The following is a 22,857-nucleotide window of genomic DNA, read 5'->3' on the forward strand; positions in this document are numbered from 1 at the left end:
GTATGTCATCACTGAACGAGATTTTGACCCGTCCGGGCGTTCGTCCCCTGGTCATCAAGGACTGCGAACGCCTCATCGAAGAAGAAGTTGATTCGAAGGGCCTCGCGGGCCTGCCCATCAAGGCGGCCTACAAGGTGGTGCGGGCCGTGAAGCCAGGCTTCATCCCCGAAGTGATCGAACACCTCTTGGGCGATTTTGCGTCAGCCTTGGATCCCCTTTTCCAGGAGGCCAAGACTGCGAACGCTCCGATCGAGGCGTACCTGAGCGCCCGGGCCGGGCAGGCGGCCGAAGCGCTGCTGGCCATTACGGACGGACGGGCGGGGAAGGCCAAAAACCAGATGGTCAAGACCACCTACGAGAAGCTGCGGCCCTCGGCAAAAAAGCACGTGGAGGCAGCGATCCCGCGCGTGAGCCGCATGGTGGGCAAGCACGCCGCCGAGGGCTGAGCTCGCCACGATCGGGTCCGGGGACCGCGTGGGTCCCCGGAAAACCAAACGACTCTCTTACGAGCGCGCGGCCGGAGGCATCGCCACGGGGGTCACCCCGGCTTCGATGAGGTGGTACTCGAAGGCGTCGATGAGGGCCTCCCACGACGCGTCCACGATGTTCTCGCTCACCCCGACGGTGGAGAACGTGCGCTTCGTATGTCCGCGACCATCGAGTACCACGAAGTCGGTCACCACCCGTACTTTGGCGGCCGTCTCCTGGACCCCACTGACCACACGGACCTTGTAGTCGCGCAAGTGCAGTTCGTCCACCTCGGGGTAGTGGACGCGGAGCGACTTGCGGAGTGCCGAGTCGAGCGCGTGGATGGGGCCATCTCCCTCGGCCACGTTTTCGTCGAGCACGTCGCCAATGCGGATCTTCACGGTCGCCTCGGTCGACGGGGCTTCGCCTGCTTTTTTGTGAACGACGCAGCGGTACGAGCGATGATCCCAGTAGGGCTGGCGTTGACCGAGCTCGCTGCGTACGAGCAGCTCCAAGCAGGCCTCGGCGGACTCGAAGACGTAGCCGACGTTCTCGAGATCTTGCACCCGCCCGAGAACACGCTTCAAGAGGGCCTTGTCGTCCGCAAGCCCGAACTTTTTGCCCACCAGGGCGGCGATGTTGGACTGGCCGGAGAGCTCGCTCACGAGCACCTTGCGCCCATTGCCCACGGACTGCGGATCGATGTGCTCGTAACTACGGGCCAGCCGCGCGATCGCATGCACGTGCATGCCCCCCTTGTGCGCGAAGGCCGAGGCGCCCACGAACGGTTGGTTGGCGATGGGTGACAGGTTGGCCACCTCGTAGACGAAACGGGACACGTCCGTCATGCGGGCCAGGCTTTCGCGGCCGCCCAGGCAGTCGACCCCCATCTTGAGCTGCAGGTTGGCCGCTACCGCGAGCAGGTCCACGTTTCCGCAGCGCTCACCGATGCCATTGATCGTGCCCTGGACCTGAAACGCCCCGTGCCGCACGGCCGCCAGAGTGTTCGCCACGGCCAAGCCGCCGTCGTTGTGACAATGAATCCCCAAAGGAACATCGTTTCCGAGGGCCGCCTTGACCGCCCAGATCGCCTCCGCGATCTGCTCGGGGAGGGCACCACCGTTGGTGTCACAGAGCACAAAACGGGTCGCACCGCCCTGCTTGGCCGCCATCAAGGTTGAAAGCGCGTAGTCGGGATTCGCCCGAAAGCCGTCGAAGAAGTGCTCGGCATCGTAGAACACCTCGGGACCCGCCCCTGCGCAGAAGGTCAGGGACTCCGCGATCATGTCGACGTTTTCTTGCCGCGACACCCGCAGCACTTCGTCGACGTGCAGATCCCAGGTCTTCCCCACGATGGTGACGATGGGCGTTTGCGCGGCGACCAGGGCCTTCATGCCTTCGTCGTCTTCCGCCTTGACGCCTCGCCTGCGGGTCATGCCAAAGGCCGCCACCCGGGCCTTGCCCAGCGACATCGTGCGAAGGGCCTCGAAATAGGCTTCGTCTTTGGGGTTCGAGAGCGGGTATCCCCCCTCGATGACGTCGATGCCGAGCTCGTCCAGGGCCTGCGTGATCTTGATCTTGTCCGCAAGGGAGAAGCTGACGCCCTCGCTTTGGGCGCCATCTCGCAGCGTGGTGTCGTACATCTCGACACGGGGGACGGAACTGGATTGGCTCATCGAACGTGGTCCTCGTGTGAACGATTGAAAAGGAAGAAGACGGAAGACAGGGAACGGAAGGCAAAACGAAAAAGCCCCACCGGGACCGGCGGGGCTTTCGCAGACTCTTGGGACATGCGTGTAACCCTACCGGCAGGCCTCCCGGCCGATAATGATGATTCCGATGCGAATGAGTGGGCTGCACATGACGAAGCTCGACTTATACCCCGGGCGCGCCAGAGACGCAATCGCCGTGCGGGCGCTCGGGCGCGCTCGCGCTTCCGCGTTCGAGCCACTGACGCAAGCGCTCTGCGGGCTGGGCCCCCTCCACGATCAGGGGCTTGCCCTGGGTGTGCAGGAGAAAAAGCGGAACGGCGCAGACGCCGAGCGCGGCGCCCCGCGCCAAATCGGCCTCGACGTCTGCGGCGCCGGCGCCGCTTGCCAGGTCTTCCTGCAGCTGCCGCATGTCGAGGGGGACACCGTGGCGTTCGAGCGCGGCCAACACGTGATCGAGCCGGCCCACGTCGGCGCCCTCCTCGAAGTGGGCGCGGAAGAGCGCCTCGAGAGCTTGGCTTCCCGCTCCGAGCCGCTCGCACACCTTGAGGGCCCGGTGGGCAAGACGCGTATTGGGAGCGCGCTTCATGGCAGCAAAATCGAAGGTGATCCCCTGGGGGCGGCCCATGGCGGCGACGCGCTCGAAGGCGGCCTGCATGGCCCGCTCGCCACCGAATTTAGCCCGGTAGAACGGCAGCGCGTCGACTCCTTCCGCCGGCAGGCCGGGCTGCAGTAGATACGCCCTCCATCGGACGTCCACGATCGCCTGGGAAAAACCTTCCAGCGCCACCGTGAGCCGGCGCTTGCCGATGAAGCAAAAGGGACAGGCGACGTCGGAGAAAACCTCGAGCTGCATTGGCGTATGATGACATGAATCGGTCAGAGTCTCAGAAAACTGAGAGCGGCGCATGCATTCCACGAAAACTCGTGAGCGCTTGGGCGGGAACCTCGCCGGATCGGCAGTGAATCCGTTGGTTTGCGCCCGGAGCATGCCGGCCCGCCGCTTGCTGCAGGCGTTGGGGCCGGCGGACCCTCGCTGACCTTTTGTGCATTGCGGGACGATGTCAGGTTCGCCGCATCGGCGCGGGAACTTCCGCAACGTCAAATACGAATGCTGCTCCTGACGGCGCGTGGGCGCTCTGGTCGCGACCGCACCGGTAGGGTTTCCGTCCGGGTGCGGTCGTTTCGAGCGGTGTTCCGCTCGAGGAACGGGAACGGCCCGGCCGGGTCCGAGGGCGCTGTGCTCCGGCGCCCTCTCGGCCTGTGCGCGGGAGGCTGCCGCTGGCACGCGCCTTGATACCCCTGTGCAAAGAAAGCTGGCACATGGACAAACCCGGAAGCGTCTACATGAGTGAAACGGCCGACACCTTTCCGGTGCCGAACCCCCACCTGGCCGCCGCGGAAGACCTGGATTGGAAGGTATCCGACGTGATGACCTCGCGCGTGCAGGCCGTCGAAGGCGATGCGGATCCAAAGGGGGTGGCGGGCCTCATGCGGGAGGAGAACGTGGGGCTCATTCCGGTGGTCGATGGGGAGCGTCGGGTGATTGGGTGCATCACCGATCGTGATCTCGTGGTGCGAGCGATGGCACCCGAAAGCCGGGGTGATGCCGGAGCGACCGCGATCCGGGACCTCATGACCACGGACGTCGCTTGTGTGACCATGGACCAGCCGCTCGACGACGTGCTGGACATCATGGGCCAACGCCAGATCCGGCGGGTGCCGGTCATCGATGGGGCCCGAAGGCTAGTGGGAATCGTCTCCCTGAGCGACATCGCGCTGCGGGCAGAGCGGGACGAGCGGCTTCAAGACGCCCTCTCTCGCATCTCGCAGGCGGCGGCTTCCTCTTCGGGCTGACGGGGGCCTTCACGGGGTTTCTTTGCGGAACACACGGAGACCCGCCCCAAGCTCCTCGTACGCGCGTGCGCGCGGGTTGCCACGGAGGCTCTCTCTTCGGCCGAGCACCAGGACACCGAAACGGGCAAGGCTCTCGTGAATCAGGTCGAAGACACGGCCCTGCAGGGTGTCGTCGAAATAGATGTTCACGTTTCTGCAGAGAACCAAATGAAACTCGTTGAAGACCTGGTCGGTCGCCAAATTGTGCTGAGAGAAGACGACATTGCGGCGAAGATGCGAGCGCAAGATGGCGTGCGCGTGGTCTGTCAGGTAGTACGTCGAGAAGTCTTCCCGCCCGCCGGCAAGCTGGTAGGCCGCGGTGTAGTCGCGCATCTGAGAGAGGGGGAAGATCCCGCGTCGGGCCTTCTCGAGAACACCGTCGCTGATGTCGGTCGCATAGATGCGACAGCGCTCGTAGAGACCCTCCTCCTCGAGGAGAATCGCGATCGAGTAGAGCTCCTCGCCGCTCGAACAGCCTGCGACCCAGATCCTCAGGAAAGGGTAGGTGCGCAGGTGTGACACCACGCGGTTGCGAAGGGTCAGGTACACTTCGGGGTCACGAAACATGGACGTGGTGTGCACCGCCACGGTCTCGACGAACCTCGCCATCGCGGTGGGATCGTGCAACACCCTGTCGAGCAGCGCGGAGACGCGACCGAGTCCCTCCTGATCCAACGCACGTTTGATGCGCCGTTGGAGGGACGCGCGGGCGTAGTTCCTGAAGTCGTAGCCGTAGCGCCGGTAGATGCCCTCGAGAAGCAGCTCGATCTCGAGCTCACGCTTCGGTGATCCCCCCACCAGGTGCTCCGGGCTGCTCAGCGATAGAGCCATACCCTCAGCAAAGACACGAGCTGGTCGGCGTCGACCGGTTTCGTGACGTAGTCGGAGGCGCCGGCTTGTAAGCACTTTTCGCGATCGCCCCTCATCGCCTTGGCCGTGAGGGCGATGATGGGGAGCTGCCCGTGACGCTCGGACTTTCGGATTTCGGCGGTGGCCTCGTAGCCGTTCATCTCGGGCATCATGATGTCCATGAGAACCAGGTCTATGCCCGGGGTCTCCTCGAGCTTCTGCAGCGCCTCCCTGCCGTTCTCCGCGAAAGAGACCTTCATGTCGTGCTGCTCGAGCAGTGTTGTGATCGCGAACAGGTTGCGGGCGTCATCGTCAACCACCAGCACATGCTTGCCGGCCAGCGCCGGATCCGTCTCGGCCAGCCGGCGCAGGATCTCCCGCTTCGGGGCGGGCAGGCACGCCTCCACACGGTGCAAAAAGAGCGCTGTTTCGTCGAGCAGGCGCTCCGGGGACTTCGCATCTTTGATGATGATGGTGTCTGCCACCCGGCGTAGCTCGAGCTCCTCCGTGCGGCTGAGCTCCTTGCCGGTGTACACCACCACCGGGATGCGGCGTAGACTGGGCGTGTCGCGAATGGCTTTGACCAGCTCGTAGCCCGTCATGTCGGGCAGCTTCAGGTCGATCACCACGCAGTCGAAGGGGTGGGTGCCAAGCATGTCCAGGGCCTCCCCTGCGGTGCCCACCGCCGTGGTCTTCACGTCGCCATTCCCGATCAGCTCGACGAGGCTTTGGCGCTGCTCGGGATCGTCTTCGACGATGAGCAGCTGCTTGACCTGCTTCTCGAGGAACGCCTCCATGTGGGAGAAGACCTCGCCCAGTTCCTCGCTGGAGACGGGCTTCTGTAGCACGGCCAGGGCGCCTTGTTCGAGTCCGCGTCTCTGCGCCTCGGCGCCGCTGATGACGTGAACGGGGATGTGGCGCGTTTGGGGGGTGTGCTTGAGCTGGTCCAGGAGCACCCAGCCGTCGACGTCCGGCAGGCCCAGATCGAGGCTGATCGCGTGGGGTTTCAGCTCGCGGGCCATTTCGAACGCCTGTGCACCCGTGCGCGCCAGGATGGCCTTGAAGCCGTGCTCTCGCGCCTTGTGCATGACGAGGCTAGCAAAGGGCTCGTCGTCTTCGACCACGAGGACGACGCGGTCGCCGGGCTCGATATGCCGCCGGTCGTCGTTGGGTTCGGGGCGGAAGCGCGCATCCGTGGGTTCGGCGGACGGCGCTGTGGGAGCGAGGGGCGGAAGGCGCCCCGGTAAGGCGGGGTCTTCCGGCGCTGGACGCGACGTGCGGGACACGGGGGGGGACAACGGCAGCGTCAGCGTGAAGGTGCTGCCCTTTCCCACCTCGCTTTCGAGGCGGATGGCGCCGCCGATGAGGGCGGCAATTTCACGGCTGATGGCCAGGCCAAGCCCGGTGCCGCCGAAGCGCCGGCTGGTGCTACCGTCGGCTTGTTGGAAAGCCTCGAATACAATCTTGTGCTTGTCCTTGGGGATGCCGATCCCGGTGTCGATGATGCGGAAAGAGAGCCCTGGCCCGCCCGTACCCGCGGGGACGGCCTGAACCTCGAGCTTGACGTGGCCGCTCTCGGTGAACTTGATTGCGTTGGATAGCAAGTTGCGCAGGATCTGCTTGAGGCGCATGTCGTCCGTGTCGAGACCTTCGGGCAAGTTCGGCTCCAGGACGACCTCGAAGCCGAGCTGCTTCTCGGCGGCCATGGGCTCGAAGGTTCGCAGCACATAGTCGCGCAGATCATCGATCGAGACCGGGGTCACCTCGAGCTCGAGGGTTCCAGACTCGACTTTGGCCAGATCGAGGATCTCGTTGATGAGAGAGAGCAGATCGCTGCCTGCTTGGTGAATCGTGCGCGCGAACTCGATCTGCTTGCCGGTCAGGTTCGCGTCACGGTTCTCGGTGAGCTGCCGTGACAGGATGAGTAGGCTGTTGAGCGGGGTGCGCAGTTCATGGGACATGTTGGCAAGGAACTCGGATTTGTAGCGTGATGTGAGGGTCAGCTGCTCGGCTTTCTCCTCCAGCTCTTGGCGGGCAAGCTCGACCTCGCGGTTCTTTCGCTCGACCTCTGACTTTTGCTCGGTGAGCTGACTGGCCTTTTCCTCGAGCTCCTCGTTCGTCTGCTGTAGCTCTTCCTGCTGGGTCTGCAGCTCTTCGGCCATGCTCTGCGATTGACGGAGAAGATCGTCCGTGCGCATGGTGGCCTCGACGGCCGCAACCACGATCCCCAAGCTCTCGACCAGCTGGTCCAGCAGGGCCAACTGGACCGGAGTGAAGGTGTGAAACGACGCGAACTCGAGGGCTCCCTTGATGACACCCTCGAAGACGATTGGCACAACGACCAAACAACGAGGGCTCGCGTCACCCAGGGCGGACGTGATCTTTATGTAGTCGTCCGGTATCTCGGAGACCATGATGCGCCGAAGCTCTCGGGCCGCTTGTCCCACCAGTCCCTCGCCGAGGGCAAAGACGTTCGAAAGTCCTTTGCGCTCCCGGTAGGCGTAGGCAGCGAACAGTCTGAGGCGCAGCGTTTGGTCCTCGCGCTGGGCCAGAAAGAAGGCCCCGTGCTGGGCCTCCACCGCCGGCGCCAGCTCGGAGAGAACCTGATTGGCCAGGGCGGAGAGGTCGCGTTGACCTTGCAGCATCCGGGTAAAGCGCGCCAGGTTCGTCTTCAGCCAATCCTGCTCTTGGTTGGCGTTGGTGGTCTCGGCCAGCGTTCGAATCATCTGGTTGATGTTGTCTTTGAGCTGGGCCACCTCGCCGCGCGCGTCGACCGTGATCGACTGCGTGAGGTCGCCCTTGGTCACTGCGGTTGCAACGTCGCCGATGGCGCGTACCTGTCGGGTGAGATTCCCGGCCAGCTCGTTGACGTTGTTGGTCAAGTCACGCCACACGCCGGCGGCACCCGGCACGTCGGCCTGCCCCCCGAGCTTGCCTTCCACACCCACGTCTCGTGCCACACCGGTGACCTGTTGTGCGAAGACCGACAAGGTATCGATCATTCCATTGATGGTGTCGACGAGCAGAGCGATCTCGCCCTGGGCCTCGAGCACGAGTTTTTGCGTGAGGTCGCCATGCGCCACGGCGGTGACCACGCGGGCGATGCCGCCCACCTGGGCCGTCAGGTTGCGCGCCATCACGTTGACGTTGTCGGTGAGCTCCTTCCAAATTCCTGAGATGCCAGGTACGTTTGCCTGGCCCCCGAGCACGCCGTCTGTCCCCACCTCGCGTGCCACGCGGGAGACCTCGGCTCCGAAGGCGTTGAGCTGGTCGACCATGGTGTTGATCGTGCCCTTGAGCTCGGCCAGCTCGCCCCGCACCTCCACCGTGATCTTGCGTGTGAGATCGCCATTGGCGACGGCGGTCGTGACCTCGGCGATGTCGCGCACCTGGTTCGTGAGGTTACTGGCCATCAGGTTTACGTTGTCGGTGAGCTCTCGCCACACGCCGGACACTCCCCGCACGGCCGCCTGCCCTCCAAGCACGCCCTCCACCCCGACGTCGCTCGCGACCCGCGTGACCTCGTCCGCGAAGCTGCTCAGCTGGTCCACCATCGTGTTGATCGTGTTCTTGAGCTCGAGGATTTCCCCACGGACCTCCACGGTCACTTTGCGGCTCAGGTCACCTTGCGCGATGGCGGTGGCGACCTGGGAGATGTCGCGCACCTGGTTGGTGAGGTTGCTGGCGAGCAGGTTTACGTTGTCGGTGAGTTCTTTCCAGATGCCGCGAACGCCTGCCACCGAGGCTTGCCCGCCCAATCGACCGTCGACGCCCACCTCGCTAGCGACACGGCTGACCTCTGAGGCGAACGAGCCCAGCTGATCGATCATCGAGTTGAAGGTCTTTTTGACCTCGAGGACCTCGCCCCGGGCCTCCACTTCGATCTTTTGGGTGAGGTCGCCCTGGGCAATGGCCGTGGCGGCCTGGGAGATGTTACGCACCTGCTGCGTGAGGTTGTTGGCCATCGAGTTCACGGCATCGGTGAGATGGCGCCAGGTACCCGCGGCGCCGCGGACATCGGCCTGCCCGCCGAGCTTGCCCTCGGTCCCCACCTCCGTGGCGAGGCGGGTGACTTGATCTGCGAACGAGCCCAGCTGGTCGACCATCGTGTTGATCGTGTTCTTGAGCGCGAGCAACTCGCCACGCACCTCGACGGTGATCTTCTTGGTCAGATCGCCGTTGGCCACGGCGGTGGTCACGGCCGCGATGTCGCGCACCTGGTTCGTCAGGTTGCGACCCATCTGGTTCACGTTGTCCGTGATCTCCCGCCACACACCCGAAATCTCGGAGACCTCTGCCTGCACGCCCAGGGTTCCTTCGGTCCCCACGAGCCGTGCCACGCGGGACACCTGAGCGGCGAACCGGTTGAGCTTGTCCACGGTGGTGTTGATGGTATTTTTGAGGGTTTGGATCTCCCCCCGGGCTTCGACGGTGATCTTGTGGCGCAGGTCGCCTCCGGCGATTGCGGTGACGACCTCGGCGATGTTGCGCACCTGCATGGTGAGGTTGTTGGCCATGCCGTTGACGCTTTCAGTGAGCTCCCTCCATACCCCCGAGACGCCGCTCACCGCGGCCTGGCCGCCGAGGACGCCATCGGTTCCGACTTCTCGAGCCACACGGGTGACCTCGGCCGCGAAGGAGCCCAGCCGATCCATCGTGGTGTTGATCGTGTTTTTGAGGTCGAGCAGCTCTCCTTGCACCTCGACCGTGATCTTTTTTGACAGGTCGCCGCGCGCGATCGCGCTCGAGACGTCGGAGATGTTGCGGACCTGGGCCGTCAGGTTGTGGGCCATGGAGTTGACGTTGTCGGTGAGCTCCTGCCAAACGCCGGAGGCGCCGCGCACCCGTGCCTGTCCGCCCAGAATCCCCTCGGTCCCCACCTCGCGGGCCACGCGGGAGACCTCGCTGGCAAAGGCCTCGAGCTGCGCGACCATCGTGTTGATGGTTTTCTTGAGCGCGAGCATTTCGCCCTTGGCTTCGATGCTCACCGTCTTCGACAGATCCCCTTGCAGCACGAGCGTGGTGACTTCGGCGATCTCGCGTACCTGGTCCGAAAGCGTGCTGGCCACGCGGTTGAAGCCGTCGGTGAGTTCCTTCCACGAGCCCGCCGCGCCCTTGACCTGGATCCGTGTGCCAAGACGCCCTTCCGTGGCGATGGCGGTGGCGGCCCTGGCTACCTCGTCCGTGAGCGTCACCATCTGGGCGGAGAGGCCGTTGATCACCTTGGCGTGGCGGAGGAAGTCACCGCAGAGTGGCCCGTCCCGGCCCTCGAGGTCGACCGCCTGAGTGAAGTCTCCACGTCCGAGGGCCGAGACCGAGAGCATCACGTCCTTGAGGTGCATCGTGAGGGCATCGAGCACTTGATTCGTCTCGCTCGCGATCTGGGTCCATCCACCTCGGGCCGAGGGCCGTGGGAGCCTCTTGTGGGTGCGGCCTTCCACCGTGATCTCGCGGCTCAGGGTCTGCAGTTCCTGTCCGTGTGTCTCGAGCTGGGCGGCCAAGTCGTTGACCAGGGCCGCCACCTGGCCCTCCTCACCAGGCTCCCCCTCGGCAAGCCGGGCGGAGAAGTCTCCGCGGTGCAGGGCGCGCAGCGTGGCGATGAGCGCACGGTGGAACGAAGGCGCCGCGCCCAGCGTGGGCGTGCGACCGGCGGTTCGGGCGGCCTTCCCGTGCGATCTTCCGTTCGTGGTTTTGGGGGGCGTACCGTCGGTGGGAGGCGCTTGCGAGCTCATGGAAGCGTGACTTCGTCTTCGGAGGGGAGGAAGGTGGCGATGTCGTCGAGGTCGATGGGCTTGACCAGATACCCGTCGAAACCCGCCGCGTGGGCGGCCTCTCGATCGCTCTGGCGTCCGAAGCCGGTCATCGCGACGAGGCGGGGGAAAGGGCCAAGCGTGCGGCGAATGGTGCGGGCCACTTCGTAGCCATCGACGCGCGGCATGCCGACGTCCACGAACGCGATCTCGGGCTGAAACGTGGCGATGACGTCGATGCCTTCGTCCCCGTCGGAGGCCGCGCGGACGTCGTAGCCCCAGCTGGTGAGCAGGTCGACCAGGGTCTCGCGGATGTCCTCGTTGTCGTCCACCACGACCACCCTGCGGGGCCCGCCGTGGCCTCGGGGCCGCGACGGTGGCGGGGGCACGGGTGCGGCGGGGGCAGGGGCGTGGCAGCCCTCCTCGCTGACCCGCGGCAGGGTGATCGTGAAGGTGCTGCCCTTGCCTGCGCCGTCGCTCGCGGCCGTGACCTGCCCCCCGTGAAGCTCGACCAAACGGCGCACCAGAGTGAGGCCGAGTCCCAGCCCGCCGTGCACGCTCGTGCGCTTTTGCACGAAAATGTCGAACACCGAGGGAAGGAGGTCCGCGTCGATGCCGGAGCCGTTGTCTTCCACCACGACCGTGACCTGGTTGTCCTCGGCGCGCGCCGTGACCCGGATCTGTCCGGCGGGCCGCGTGTACTTGGCGGCATTGTGAAGGAGGTTGGCCACCACCTGTGTGAGGCGAACCGCATCGGCCCGGACGTAGACAGGCCTTGCGGGCACCTCCAGGATCAACGCCTGTTGACGTTCGGTGATCGCCGGGCGGACCGTGGCGATCGCTTGGTCAAGCACGCTCGCCACCTCGAGTGTCTCGGGTTCAAGTTCGATCTTGCCGCAGTTGATGCGCGAGACGTCCAACAGGTCGTCGACCAGCCGGCGCAGATGCCGGACCTGCCGGTTCATTGTCTCGAAGGCACGGGCTTCGGCGGAGCGGCTCTCCACCGTGCCGAGCAAGGTGGGGCGGATGAGCTCGAGCCCCGTCACGATCGGCGCGAGGGGGTTGCGCAATTCGTGCCCCAACATCGCGAGAAATTCGTCCTTGCGCTGGTCGGCCTGCGCCAGCTCCTCGCGCCGCTTGCGCATTGCCGCTTCGGCCCAGAGACGCTTTTCTTCTCCGAGGAGGCGTTCGTGCTCGCGCCGCTGGTGCTCACGGAGCTGTTCGGCCTGCACGCGGATCTCGTCGGCCCGCCGGCGCAGCTCGATGAACACGGACACCTTGGCCCGCAAGACGTCTGGCGTGATCGGCTTGAAGAGGAAGTCGACCGCGCCCATGTTGTAGGCTTCGAGCACCTGGCGATCATCGCGAGAGTAAGCGGTGACGAAAATGATCGGCACGTGGTGCGTGCGCGAACGTGCGCGGATGAGCCGTGCCGTTTCGAAGCCATCGAGGTCGGGCATCAACACGTCCAGCACCACGACGGCGAAATCACGATCCAGGAGGGAGCGAAGCGCTTGTTGCCCGGACGTGGCGCGGACGAAATCAGCCGCCAGCCCGTCGAGCGACGCCTCGAACGCCGCAAGGTTGTTTGGATTGTCGTCGACGAGCAGGATCGCCGAACGGGTCACGTCGAGGAGAGGGGATTCGGGCGCGTACATCCTGAGGGTGCCCGAGCCCGATGCAAACGAAAGGCCATCTGCAAGCCTCGCCTGTGGCCCGGTGACCCCGCGGGGCCGTCGCGGCGGCGTAACGAGCGTCACGAATGGGAAACGGAACGTCCCGTTCATGGGGGCCCGCGCGGCCACGGTGGCATCTTACCTGCACAGGTGTGGGACCCAGGAAAAGGACTCGCGGGTGACGGTTTCGGCGTCCTGAGGTGTTTCGTCTCAGGGAGCTGTCGAACGAACCAGGAGACGAACATGAGGACGTTCCAAAAAAAGTTGAGAACGACGGGGGCCTTGGGTGCCTGTGCTTTGGGGCTAGGGCTGCCTGCGCCCCCGCCCGTGTGCGCCGACTTCGCCGGTGTCTACGTTCAGGGCCAAGGCGCGATGGTGACCCGCGAGAGTGAAACGAACGCCGACCTGGGTTGGCGCGCAGGGGCCCACCTCCTGTTCCTGGAGGCCTACGCCAACCAGCTCTTCGGGGGTCCCGCTGGAACGATCACGCAGGGGGTGATTGGACCGCGCTTCGATCTCGACCTGGGTGGCTGGAACCTGACCCTTCGCGCGGGGGGCGGTCTCATGCGGCAGGGGGGCGGTGACGCGGCGGTGCAGGGCACAGGCCTCGTGGCGCGCGCGGGTGCCACGCTCGAAAGGGAACTCGGTAGGCTCTTTCTGGCCGGGGCCAGCCTGGAGACCGAGGCGTATTCCCTTTCTGAAGGCACCGAATACAGCACCAGCGGGGCCCACTTCGAGGGCAGCGCGGTGCTCCTTTCCCTTCACCTCAAGTTCGAGCTTGGCCTGAGATGAGCCGCGCTAGGCGTCGCCGAGCAACACGGCCCGGCGAACGACGCCCATGCGTTTTCGGACGGCGCCGTTGATGAGGCGGGCCACACCCCAGGCAGAGATGAAGTCGCCTTCGACGCCGAGCCCGGGCAGGTTTTCGGCGTTCGCCACGTGCAGGTTTTTGAAGGGCGTGCGGTGAGGGATGGCCCCGAGGTCGAGCGAGCGGGGCAGGTCCGAGTTCAGCACCGCGGGCATGGGGCGGGCGGGCAGGGGTCCGTAGGTACCCGTCGCCAGGTCGGCGCCTCGAAGCACCTCGGGGGCCAAGCCGTCGTGCGCGCTCGCCACGGCCAACAGGTTCTGTTCCAGGTCGGGCAGCAAACGGCCCACGTGTTCGCGCAAGCGGCTGCGGACCACCGAGAGGTACGCGGGCTCTCGTTGCACGACGGCGGCGGGCACCAAACACTCCACCCACAGGGGCACGTGGCCGTCGTTGCGCAAGGGGGCACCCACCGTCACGGCGATGGCGTTGTCCTCCATCAGGGGCCGCTTCGGGTCAGCGACCGATACGATGCGAGGACCGTCTTTCGGACCGAGGGCCGCCGCCTTGACGAGCAGCACGACACAGTAGCGGTAGCATGCGGGGCGCACGCCCACGGCGTCCTCACGGACACGCCTCGTCGTTTTTTCGTCGAGCAGCGGCAACAGCGTCGAGAGGGGGGCGGCCCACACGAGCTGTTCGAGCCCGACCACCTCGTCGCGGGGCCGGAGCCTCACGGCCGTCACCCGGCCGCGCTTCGAGATGAGTTCGACGGGCGCGGCCTGCTCGCGCACCTCTCCAGAGACGGTGGCGAGCTTTTCGAGGAACGTGCCGCGCAGATCCGCGATGCCACCGGGCATTTGGTGACAGCCCTGGCGCCCGCGCTGGATCGCACGGGCCATGGGCGCCTGCCCAAGATCGCTGGGAGCGAAGCGGCAGCCGAGCGCGGCGGCCGCGGTGAGCGCTGCCCGCAGGGGGTGCTGCTGAGGCAGGGGCGCCAGCAGATCCGTGTCGTTGCGGGGAAGCTGGCCCTGGAAGCGGGCGACCTCACGGCGTTCCCAAAAGCCTGCCGGGGGCAAGGTCAGGTCGGAGCCCAAGATGGGATCGAGCCGGGTGTTGACCAGCGCGAGGTTCGAAAGCGCGGCCTCGAAGGCAGACAGGGCTTCGGGGAAAAGGGCTTCGACCTGCGACAGCACGGGCCCGTCCTTCGGGCCAAGGTCGATCCGCGCCGTGCCCGTGGCCAACTGCAGGCCGGGAAGCTGCGCGGGCGCGCGCCGCCGCACGATGGGCAGCTCGTTCAACTCTCGGAAGACCCGTTCGATGGGCTCGCTGTCTGGAGGTGGCAACAAACCGGGGGTGGCCGGCAAGACATAGGGACCTGCCGTGATGCGTAGGGGGACCTTGTCGTGCCCGAGCAGCAATACTCTCAGGCCCCGCCTTCCCAGGATGGCGGCGGTGATGAGGCCGGCCAGATCCTCGCCGCAGACGACGGCGTCGTAATGATTGGTGGCCATGGCTTCTGCGTCCGCGTCTCGGAAAAGGGGGGACACCAGCGTATCGGGCCGCGGCCGGAATTACCAGGCCCGGGTGCAGGGTCTTCCAGGGGAGTTTGCGTTGCGTTACGGGCGCGTGCCGGGGTGCAGGCAAGGGAAGGCCGTTGACAGAGCAGTCCCGGCAGGGAAAATGCCCGCCACCATGGACGATGACAGCAAAGAGCTGGGCGCCGAAGACGAGGCCGACGCGCTTCCCCCGAAGCGCAGCGTGCCCGCCGGCGTGTTCACGATGTGCAGCGAATGCCGCGAGACCCTGCTCACCGACGATCTTCGCCGCAATCTGAACGTGTGCCCGTCCTGTCAGCATCACATGGCTCTGCCGGTGGCCGACCGCATCGCCTCGCTCTTCGATGCCGGTACCTGGGTGGAACACGACGCGGGCGTGGAGAGCGTGGACCCCCTGGGGTTCAAGGACTCGAAGCGCTACCCCGAGCGGGTGCGGGCGGCCAAGCGCAAGGCGCAGGTGAACGACGCGTTGGTCGCGGGTTCGGGGCTCATCGAAGGGCTTGCCGCAGAGGCGGGCGTGTTCGTTTTCGAGTTCATGGGGGGCTCGATGGGGTCGGTGGTGGGGGAGAAGATCACGCGCGTTTACGAACGGGCACTCGCGCGGCGGGTTCCTGCGTTCATCTTTTCCGCTTCGGGCGGCGCCCGCATGCAGGAAGGCGTGTTGTCGCTCATGCAGATGGCCAAGACGTCGGCGGCGATTGCCAGGTTGCGGGAAGCGGCCGTGCCGGTGTTTTCAGTTTTGCTCAACCCGACCACGGGCGGCGTGGCAGCCAGCTTCGCCATGCTGGGGGATTTCATCGTGGCCGAGCCGAAGGCGCTCATCGGCTTTGCCGGGGCGCGCGTCATTCAGAACACGATTCGCCAGAGCTTGCCTCCGGGCTTCCAGCGTTCGGAGTTCCTCTTGTCCCACGGTTTCGTGGATCTCATCGTCCACCGCCACCAGATGAAATCGACGCTCGCGCGGCTCATGCGCTTCTTGATGCCGCAGCTCGCGGGGCCCGTGGCCGCGGCAAGTTGAAGATGGACGCGCCCGCGCTGGCGTCCGGCTCCTACCTGGCCTTTCTGCACAAGATGGACCGGCTAAGGGGGGCCGGGGTCTTGCTGGGGCTCGATCGCGTGCGCGCGGCGTTGGGGCGGCTCGGCCACCCCGAGCGCGCGCTGACCTTCGTTCAGGTCGCCGGCACCAATGGCAAAGGTTCGACGGCGGCCATGACCGAAGCTGTGCTGCGTGCGGCCGGGGTGCACACGGGCCTGTTCACTTCGCCCCATCTCGTGCGCTTCACCGAACGCATCCAGGTGGGGGGCGTCGAGGTCGACCCTGCGTGCCTCGAGCCGGCCCTGGACCGGGTGTTGGCGACCGGCGTGCCGCTCACCTACTTCGAGGCGGCCACGCTCGTGGCGGTGCTGGTGATGCACGAGGCGGGGGTCGAGGTGGGGGTCATGGAGACGGGGCTCGGCGGGCGGCTCGACGCCGTGACGGCCCTGCCGGCCGTAGCGGCCGCGGTCACCAGCGTGGGCCCCGACCACCTGGAGGTGCTGGGGCCGACGTTGGCGGACGTGGCGCGCGAAAAGGCTGCCGTCGCTCGTTCAGGGCGGCCGCTTTTCGTCCCGACGGCCGTGGCGGCCTCGTTCAAGGAACTCCGGACGGTGGCTGAGGCGGCGGGGGCAAGGTTCGTCACCGTGGAGCCGTCGCCCGAGCAGCCCGCTCTCGCGGGTGGGCACCAACGCCGCAACGCCGCGATCGCCGTGGCGCTGGCCGAAGCCGGTCTTTGGGCCCTGGGGCGTACGCTGCCCGCAAAGGCGGTATCCCAAGGCCTGGCGACCGTGAGCTGGCCGGGCAGGCTGGAGCGTCGGGGGCAGGTGCTGTTCGACTGCGCCCACAACCCGGAAGGCGCGGCCGCCCTATCGCTCGTCCTGGCCGGCTGCCCCGAGCGGCCCCGGGTGTTGGTGGTTTCGATGGTGGCGGGCAAAGACGTGGCCGGGGTGGCTGCGCAGCTCAAAGATCGCTTCGAAGCGGTCGTGTTCACACAATGCAGCAGCGAGCGGGCTCTGGCCGTGGACGCGCTGCGAGCTGCCTTTGGCCCCGTGCCTTGCAGCACGGACGTGGCGGAGCCCGAGGCGGCACTCAATCACGCGCTGCACCTCGCGGGACCCACGGGGTTGGTGGTGGTCGCTGGTTCCACCTTTCTCGTGGGGCCGCTCCGCGCCCACCTGCGGGGCGAGCCGGTGGACCCTTTACCCAGTGCGGATCCCCCGGTCCGATCACCCTGAGCGGAAGCCCACATAGGGCCTGTCGGGGGCAGAAAGCCGGGCACGGGCCCCGATGTAAGTTCCCGGACTGACGAATTTATTACCGACTCCTGACCGACCGCTGACTGTCGCCGGCCTACCCTTATCGACATGGAGCAAGTTCGACCCTCGCGCCCTCGCAGCCGCGTCCCTCTCAGCAGCTTCCCTTTCTTCGCGGTTCATCTTGCCGCGATCGTAGGGGTGTTTTGGCTCGGCTTTTCCTGGTCGGGGCTGGCGCTCGCCGGCGCGCTCTACTTTCCGCGGATGTTCTTCGTCACGGGCGTCTACCACCGGTACTTTTCGCACAAGTCCTACAAGACCTCGCGATGGTTTCAGGCCGTTCTTTCCTTCCTGGGAGGCTTTTCGGCCCAGAAGGGCGCCCTGTGGTGGGCGGCTCGGCATCGCCATCACCACAAGCACTCCGACACTCCCGAGGATTTGCACTCGCCTCGTCAGCAAGGCTTCTACCACGCTCACATGGGGTGGATTTTGGGAGACGAGCTCACCCTGCAGGACCTGCGCAAGGTGCCCGACCTGTCGAAGTACCCTGAGCTCGTGTGGCTGGATCGCACGTACTTCATTCAACCCGTGCTGATGGGCGTGGGGCTTTACCTCTTGGGGGGCCTCCATGCTTTCATCTGGGGCTTCTGTGTCTCGACCGTGCTCTTGTGGCACGGCACGTTCACGATCAACTCCCTGGCCCACGTCATCGGCAAGCGGCGCTTCGAGACCACGGACGACTCGAAGAACCACTGGCTTTTGGCCCTCATCACGATGGGTGAGGGCTGGCACAACAACCACCACCACTACCAAAGCTCCGAGCGTCAGGGCTTTTACTGGTGGGAGATCGACATGTCTCACTACGTCCTCAAGGCGTTGAGCTGGGTGGGTCTGGTGTGGGATCTACGTGAGCCTCCCAAGGCCGTGCTCGACGCGGGTCGGCGCAAGGTGTCCGTGAGTGCACCCGCCGAGGCCCCCGTGCTCGCGCGGGCGTCGCTCGACGCTCGCTGAGCCCAACCGTTCCGAACGAAGCGGAGTCCTCGGGGGCTCCGCTTCGCTTTTCGAAGACCCACGAAATGCGAGCCCGGCGTGGCGTTTCGAGGCAGGCCTGCGTAGCCTGGGCGCGTGAGGTTTCGCAGCCCCGCCAACATTCTTCTGCGTCGCGCCCAGATCATCATGATCCTGGCGGCCCTGGTGCCCACCATCCTGATGACCGCCACGGGCATCATCTTGTTGGTCATGGGGCAGGGCTCGGTGGCGGTGGTGGCGGGCTCCTTGGTGTTGGCGTTCTGCACCTCGTCGCTCACCGGGTTCATCCTGGGGTACGTGTTCGTCGCCCGCGGGGCCTCTTTGGCGCGGGTGCAGACCGACTTTCTCTCGTCGGTGTCTCACGAGCTGCGCACCCCAATCACGTCCATTCGCATGTTCATCGAGACGCTGCGCGATGGCCGGGTGACCGATCCCGGCGAGCGGCAGAAGTGCTTGAACATCGTCGGTCGCGAACTCGAGCGCCTCGATGGCCTCGTCTCCAAGCTGCTCGAGCTTTCGCGGCTCGAGTCGGGGCGCCAGGCCTTCGAGCGGGCCCCCGTCACGGTAGACACCCTCATCCAGGAGGCCTTGGCCGGATTCGAGGCCGTGAAGCTGGGTACGGAGGTGAACCTGCAGGTCAGCGTCGAGCAGGGTCTGGTGGTTCTGGGCGATCGCAGCTCGCTCGGGCAGGTGCTCGTAAACCTGCTCGTGAACGCCTGGAAGTACACGCCGGCCGATAACAAACGCATTTCCATTCGCGCGTTCGCGCAAAAAAAGTGGGTCGTGCTCGAGGTGGAGGACAACGGGGTGGGCATTCCCCCCGACGAGCGGAAGCTCATCTTCGAGACCTTCGAGCGGGGCCGGGCCGCCGTGGTGCAGGGCGCCCAAGGCAGCGGCCTGGGCCTGGCGATCGTGAGGGCGGTGACCCGGGCTCACGGCGGGGACGTGCACCTGGTCAGTGGCACCAGCGGTGCATGTTTTCGCGTGCGATTGCCTCGACAGGCGGGCAAAGAAGCCTAACACTCTCGCACGTTTGAATCGCCATGACGCAAGGTGAACGACAGGGCCAACAGGTCCTCATCGTGGAAGACGACGAGGCCATCGCTACCGGATTGGCCTTGAATTTGACGATCGAGGGCTACCGCCCCGCTACCGTACAGGACGGCGCGGCAGCCCTGGCGCACATCAAATCCGAAAAGCCCGCCCTGGTCGTGCTCGACATCTCGCTGCCTGTGAAGAATGGGCTCGAGGTGCTCCGCGAGCTGCGGACGTCCGGTGACCAGACGGCCGTGGTGGTGCTTTCGGCCCGACAGGACGAGTTCGACAAGGTCGCCGCCTTGCGTTTGGGGGCGGATGACTACGTCACCAAGCCGTTTGCCTTGGCGGAGCTCCTGGCACGCATCGGGGCGGTCCTGCGGCGCGCTCTTCCCCCGGGCGAACGCGACGGCGGCGCGCCTGCCCCGGGCCATGGCTTTGCGTTCGGGGCCGTGGCGGTGGACCTGGACACCCGCGTCGTGACACGAAAAGGCCAGGTGTTGGCGTTCACGCACCTCGAGTTCGAGCTCTTGGCGTACTTTCTGGCGCACCCGGCTCAGGTTGTCTCCCGCGAGCACTTGCTGAGGGACGTATGGGGCCAAAGCCACGCGGGCTCTCCCCGGACGGTGGACAATTTCGTCAAGCAGCTACGGGACAAACTCGAGGACGATCCCGAGGCGCCCCGTCACTTCGTCACCGTAAGGGGCAGCGGTTACCGCTTCGATCCGTGAGCGTTTTTCCGGGAACCGGGCCACAGCGCTTTCGGGCGCCTGCGTAGCAAACACGTAAAGCAGATCCGCAGGGAAAGCGCACCCGGGCGGTTTCTTTCCGTGAATTCGCGCCCAGTGTGCGCTAATACAGGCGACCTTTGAACGATACTACATTCGAGTCGCTTTCGTTGCATCCGCTGCTGGCGACCACGCTCGCACGTCGCGGGTACGTCAATGCCATGCCCGTGCAGGCCGCGGTGTCCGACGCCGCGCATGCGGGCCGGGACCTCCTGGTCTCTTCACAGACGGGCTCGGGCAAGACGCTTGCCTTCGGCTTGGCCATGGCCTCCGAGTTGCTGGCGGGCGCCTCCGCCCTGGCCGAGCGCGGGGGCGTGATCCCGCGCGCTCTGGTGGTGGCACCCACCCGCGAGCTGGCCGTCCAGGTGGCCAACGAGCTCGGGTGGCTGTTTGCCGAAGCCCCGCTGCGGCTGGCTGCGTTCACGGGCGGCACACCCATGGGTGGCGATCTGCGCCGCCTGAGGATGGGGGTCGACCTGGTGGTGGGAACGCCGGGGCGGCTGGTGGATCTGCAGCGCCGCGGCGCCCTCGATCTGTCCCGGATCGCCACGCTGGTGCTCGACGAGGCGGACGAGATGCTCGACATGGGCTTCAAGGAAGACCTCGAGGCCTTGCTCTCTGCGGCGCCCGCCGAGCGGCGGACCTTGCTGTTTTCGGCCACGCTTCCGCGTCCCATCCAGCAGCTGGCCTCCACGTACCAGCGCAACGCCGTTCGCATCGACGTGCGAAGCCCTGGCGCCTCCAAAGCGCACGCGGACATCGACTTCCGGGCCCACCTGGTCAGGGGGCGGGACCGCTTCGCCGCCGTGGTGAACATGCTGCTCGCCAACCCGGACGCCAAGAGCATCGTGTTTTGCCGCACCCGCGAGGGTGTGGGCGACCTCCAGCACAAGTTGGTCGAGCACGGCTTCGCCGCCGTGGCAATGGCGGGCGACCGGGCACAGGGTGAACGAGATCGCGCCTTGGCGGCCTTGCGCTCGGGCAGCGCGCGCATTCTGGTGGCGACCAACGTGGCGGCCCGGGGCATCGACGTGCCCGACGTCGAGCTGGTCATTCACGGAGATCTGCCCGATGGGGCGGAGTCGCTCACCCACCGCAGCGGTCGAACGGGCCGCGCGGGCCGCAAAGGCACGAGCGTTCTGCTGGTGGATCCTGTGCAGCGCCGGCGTGCCGAGCGCTTGCTGGGCGAGCTCGGGGTGAAAGTGACCTGGGCCAAGGTCACCACGGAGACCGAGGCGCGGGCCGCGGCCGAGAAGCGGCTGGGTGACGCGCTCCTGGCGTCGCTCCGCCCCGAAACTGAAGGCACCGAGGGCGAGCCTTTGGACGAGAGCTTCGCCCGCACACCTGCCTTCGACCTTACACCGATGCTGAACCGCCTGACGGCGGAGGTGTCCGCGCAGGATCTGCTCGCGCTTTTGCTGCGCCGGGAGTTGGCGCGGCTCCCGCAAGCGCTGCCGCTCGAAGCCATCGAGGGGGAAGCGCCCCGCGGCCGGGCGCTACGGCCCCCCATGGAGGCGGGCGAGGGGCGAGGCCCTCGGCCCGAGGCGCCCACCCGGCGCCGGGAGCCCCCGCGTGAGCCGCTGCCGCGTGACAAGAGGCCGGACCCCGGCCCCTCCCCCTCCGTGCGGCCCTCATGGCAAGAAGAGCGCGTTCCGGTGGCGCCGCGCGCGGCGGGGCGGGCCGTGATTTTTCGCGTGAACCTTGGTGCCGATACCCAGGCGGCGCCCCGCACGCTCTTGCCGCTCATCTGTCGGCGGGGCGATGTGGACCGCACGCTCGTGGGCAGCATCCGGGTGGGTCCCCAATCGTCCACTTTCGAGATCGCGGCGGAAGCCGCAGTGTCGTTCGCCCGCTCGGCCATGCAGCCGGATCCGCGAGAGCCTCACGTTCGCTTCGAGGCCGCTAGGCCACCAGGCGAGGCGGCTCCCGTACGCCCGCGCCGTTCGCAGTCCGACGAGGCGCCCCGCGGTGGGCCGAGCGCCGCGCCTTCTCCGCGTCGCCCAAGCCGCGAGCAAGGGGGGCAGCGTCCCCTGCGCCGAGCGGCCCGTCCTTACGCGTCCTGAACCGTTGCAGGCGACCCAACCCCGGGCTTGCCAGGTCCGGGCCTCAATCTTCGCGGGCAGCCTGCCGATGTCCGGGGGAGGGGGGCGACATGACGATACGTTCAGAATCCCGGCCGCGGCGCATGTCACGACGTCTGTGGCTCGGCGCCGGAGCGCTCTGCCTGGGTGCGGGCCTCGCGCCCTGGGCGGCGGCGGCCGAGCCCGGCGAGGAGACGGACGACCCGCAAGGCGACGAGGCGGCCCCAGCGAACGAGCCCGGTGGGTACATTGGCGTGGCGCCCGGGTCGACCAACAGAAACCCACTGCCAAAGCCCGACGCCAACCCTCCCAAGCTCGTGTGGACCGGGTTTCAACCGGGTGCGGCGGGGGCCAAGGTGTTTTTGCAGACCACGTCGGCCGTGACCTACGAGCTCAAGGCCAACGGGACGGCGCTGTCGCTCCTGCTGCGCAACTGCCGCATCTTTCTCAAGAACAACGAGCGCGATCTGAACACGCGCTTTTTCGACTCTCCCGTGGCCGGCATCAAGGCGCGGCAGAGGCGGAAGGACATCGAGGTCACGATCGCGCTCAAGGCGCCGGCCACCACGTCTCCCCGTGTAGAAGAGGGGCCCGACGGCACGCAGTTCGTCGTGCTGGAATTTCCGGCGGTCGTTGCCACGAAGTGAGGCCTGGGCCGGGGTCCGAAAGGGGCTCGCGGCCTGAGCTCGTGTGGGCGCCAAGGGCGGAGCGCCTCCGGACTTTGCCGCGGCAGGGCGGGCGGTGAGGGGCGAGGGGTGTTAGAGCTGTCTTGCAGGCCGCCGTGGTCGGCAGAGACACGCGCACTGCATGAGAGAGATCCGCACGACGTTCAGCCTTTCGGCCGCCTGGCACAATGTGAGGGGGCTTTGGAGACATCCCCCGCCCCGAAACGCCCTCTTTGGTGGCCCCCTGCGCGGGCAACC

Annotated in this window: 16 protein-coding genes; 10 read left to right on the plus strand and 6 right to left on the minus strand. The window is 66.5% G+C overall.

Annotated elements, in window-relative coordinates:
- The first annotated feature begins 2 nt into the window (after positions 1-2).
- Entirely contained in the window at positions 3-446 is a 444-nt protein-coding gene (locus KA712_15325) for a hypothetical protein (GenBank protein ID MCG5054334.1), read from the plus strand.
- A gap of 57 nt (positions 447-503) precedes the next feature.
- Here the strand turns inward: KA712_15325 and cimA are convergent, their stop codons facing one another.
- Positions 504-2,144 (minus strand): citramalate synthase, encoded by a 1,641-nt coding sequence (gene cimA / locus KA712_15330; protein ID MCG5054335.1) that lies wholly within the window; start codon positions 2,142-2,144, stop codon positions 504-506.
- A 199-nt stretch (positions 2,145-2,343) separates the two neighbouring features.
- On the minus strand, positions 2,344-3,033 hold the full coding sequence (locus KA712_15335; protein MCG5054336.1) for a DsbA family oxidoreductase: 690 nt from the start codon (positions 3,031-3,033) through the stop codon (positions 2,344-2,346).
- Between the two features lie 467 nt (positions 3,034-3,500).
- On the opposite strand from KA712_15335, the gene KA712_15340 reads away from it, so the two are divergent.
- Positions 3,501-4,034 carry a CBS domain-containing protein gene (locus KA712_15340; protein ID MCG5054337.1) on the plus strand — a complete coding sequence of 178 codons (534 nt, stop codon included), beginning with the start codon at positions 3,501-3,503 and terminating at the stop codon, positions 4,032-4,034.
- A 9-nt stretch (positions 4,035-4,043) separates the two neighbouring features.
- Here the strand turns inward: KA712_15340 and KA712_15345 are convergent, their stop codons facing one another.
- From KA712_15345 to KA712_15355, 3 genes are read right to left on the minus strand one after another with little or no spacing between them, the layout of a single operon-like run.
- On the minus strand, positions 4,044-4,904 hold the full coding sequence (locus tag KA712_15345; GenBank protein ID MCG5054338.1) for a protein-glutamate O-methyltransferase CheR: 861 nt from the start codon (positions 4,902-4,904) through the stop codon (positions 4,044-4,046).
- Positions 4,889-10,654: a HAMP domain-containing protein gene (locus tag KA712_15350; protein MCG5054339.1), complete on the minus strand. Its 5,766-nt coding sequence runs from the start codon at positions 10,652-10,654 to the stop codon at positions 4,889-4,891. Before KA712_15350 ends, KA712_15345 begins: the two co-directional genes overlap by 16 nt.
- Positions 10,651-12,477, minus strand: coding sequence for a response regulator (locus tag KA712_15355; GenBank protein ID MCG5054340.1), 1,827 nt, complete (start codon positions 12,475-12,477; stop codon positions 10,651-10,653). The genes KA712_15350 and KA712_15355 overlap by 4 nt, the downstream gene beginning before the upstream one ends.
- 114 nt (positions 12,478-12,591) lie before the next feature.
- Here KA712_15355 and KA712_15360 point away from each other — a divergent pair, with 114 nt between their 5' ends.
- Positions 12,592-13,140 carry a hypothetical protein gene (locus tag KA712_15360; GenBank protein ID MCG5054341.1) on the plus strand — a complete coding sequence of 183 codons (549 nt, stop codon included), beginning with the start codon at positions 12,592-12,594 and terminating at the stop codon, positions 13,138-13,140.
- Positions 13,141-13,146: 6 nt separating this feature from the next.
- Here the strand turns inward: KA712_15360 and KA712_15365 are convergent, their stop codons facing one another.
- Positions 13,147-14,667, minus strand: a complete 1,521-nt coding sequence (locus KA712_15365) for a hypothetical protein (protein ID MCG5054342.1) — start codon at positions 14,665-14,667, stop codon at positions 13,147-13,149.
- 181 nt (positions 14,668-14,848) lie between these two features.
- On the opposite strand from KA712_15365, the gene accD reads away from it, so the two are divergent.
- From accD to KA712_15400, 7 genes are all read left to right on the plus strand, one after another.
- The gene (gene accD, locus KA712_15370) at positions 14,849-15,730 is read left to right on the plus strand and encodes an acetyl-CoA carboxylase, carboxyltransferase subunit beta (GenBank protein ID MCG5054343.1); all 882 of its coding nucleotides are present in this window, start codon (positions 14,849-14,851) and stop codon (positions 15,728-15,730) included.
- Between the two features lie 2 nt (positions 15,731-15,732).
- Entirely contained in the window at positions 15,733-16,983 is a 1,251-nt protein-coding gene (locus KA712_15375) for a bifunctional folylpolyglutamate synthase/dihydrofolate synthase (GenBank protein MCG5054344.1), read from the plus strand.
- Between the two features lie 129 nt (positions 16,984-17,112).
- Positions 17,113-18,012 carry an acyl-CoA desaturase gene (locus KA712_15380; GenBank protein MCG5054345.1) on the plus strand — a complete coding sequence of 300 codons (900 nt, stop codon included), beginning with the start codon at positions 17,113-17,115 and terminating at the stop codon, positions 18,010-18,012.
- Positions 18,013-18,126: 114 nt separating this feature from the next.
- The gene (locus KA712_15385; protein ID MCG5054346.1) at positions 18,127-19,050 is read left to right on the plus strand and encodes a HAMP domain-containing histidine kinase; all 924 of its coding nucleotides are present in this window, start codon (positions 18,127-18,129) and stop codon (positions 19,048-19,050) included.
- 23 nt (positions 19,051-19,073) lie between these two features.
- Positions 19,074-19,796, plus strand: coding sequence for a response regulator transcription factor (locus tag KA712_15390; protein ID MCG5054347.1), 723 nt, complete (start codon positions 19,074-19,076; stop codon positions 19,794-19,796).
- A gap of 137 nt (positions 19,797-19,933) precedes the next feature.
- Positions 19,934-21,916: a DEAD/DEAH box helicase gene (locus KA712_15395; GenBank protein MCG5054348.1), complete on the plus strand. Its 1,983-nt coding sequence runs from the start codon at positions 19,934-19,936 to the stop codon at positions 21,914-21,916.
- An 89-nt stretch (positions 21,917-22,005) separates the two neighbouring features.
- Positions 22,006-22,581, plus strand: a complete 576-nt coding sequence (locus KA712_15400) for a hypothetical protein (GenBank protein ID MCG5054349.1) — start codon at positions 22,006-22,008, stop codon at positions 22,579-22,581.
- Positions 22,582-22,857: the final 276 nt, after the last annotated feature.

The organism is Myxococcales bacterium, assembly GCA_022184915.1.
Taxonomy (GTDB): Bacteria; Myxococcota_A; Polyangia; order Fen-1088; family Fen-1088; genus JAGTJU01.

What these genes read in the sequence shown, in the direction of transcription:
- KA712_15345 (MCG5054338.1), bottom strand. Translation starts at nt 4,904, where the DNA reads ATGGCTCTATCGCTGAGCAGCCCGGAGCACCTGGTGGGGGGATCACCG.
- KA712_15390 (MCG5054347.1), top strand. Translation starts at nt 19,074, where the DNA reads ATGACGCAAGGTGAACGACAGGGCCAACAGGTCCTCATCGTGGAAGAC.
- KA712_15350 (MCG5054339.1), bottom strand. Translation starts at nt 10,654, where the DNA reads ATGAGCTCGCAAGCGCCTCCCACCGACGGTACGCCCCCCAAAACCACG.
- KA712_15360 (MCG5054341.1), top strand. Translation starts at nt 12,592, where the DNA reads ATGAGGACGTTCCAAAAAAAGTTGAGAACGACGGGGGCCTTGGGTGCC.
- KA712_15380 (MCG5054345.1), top strand. Translation starts at nt 17,113, where the DNA reads ATGGAGCAAGTTCGACCCTCGCGCCCTCGCAGCCGCGTCCCTCTCAGC.
- KA712_15335 (MCG5054336.1), bottom strand. Translation starts at nt 3,033, where the DNA reads ATGCAGCTCGAGGTTTTCTCCGACGTCGCCTGTCCCTTTTGCTTCATC.
- KA712_15375 (MCG5054344.1), top strand. Translation starts at nt 15,733, where the DNA reads ATGGACGCGCCCGCGCTGGCGTCCGGCTCCTACCTGGCCTTTCTGCAC.
- KA712_15325 (MCG5054334.1), top strand. Translation starts at nt 3, where the DNA reads ATGTCATCACTGAACGAGATTTTGACCCGTCCGGGCGTTCGTCCCCTG.
- KA712_15400 (MCG5054349.1), top strand. Translation starts at nt 22,006, where the DNA reads ATGACGATACGTTCAGAATCCCGGCCGCGGCGCATGTCACGACGTCTG.
- KA712_15340 (MCG5054337.1), top strand. Translation starts at nt 3,501, where the DNA reads ATGGACAAACCCGGAAGCGTCTACATGAGTGAAACGGCCGACACCTTT.
- KA712_15365 (MCG5054342.1), bottom strand. Translation starts at nt 14,667, where the DNA reads ATGGCCACCAATCATTACGACGCCGTCGTCTGCGGCGAGGATCTGGCC.
- cimA (MCG5054335.1), bottom strand. Translation starts at nt 2,144, where the DNA reads ATGAGCCAATCCAGTTCCGTCCCCCGTGTCGAGATGTACGACACCACG.
- accD (MCG5054343.1), top strand. Translation starts at nt 14,849, where the DNA reads ATGGACGATGACAGCAAAGAGCTGGGCGCCGAAGACGAGGCCGACGCG.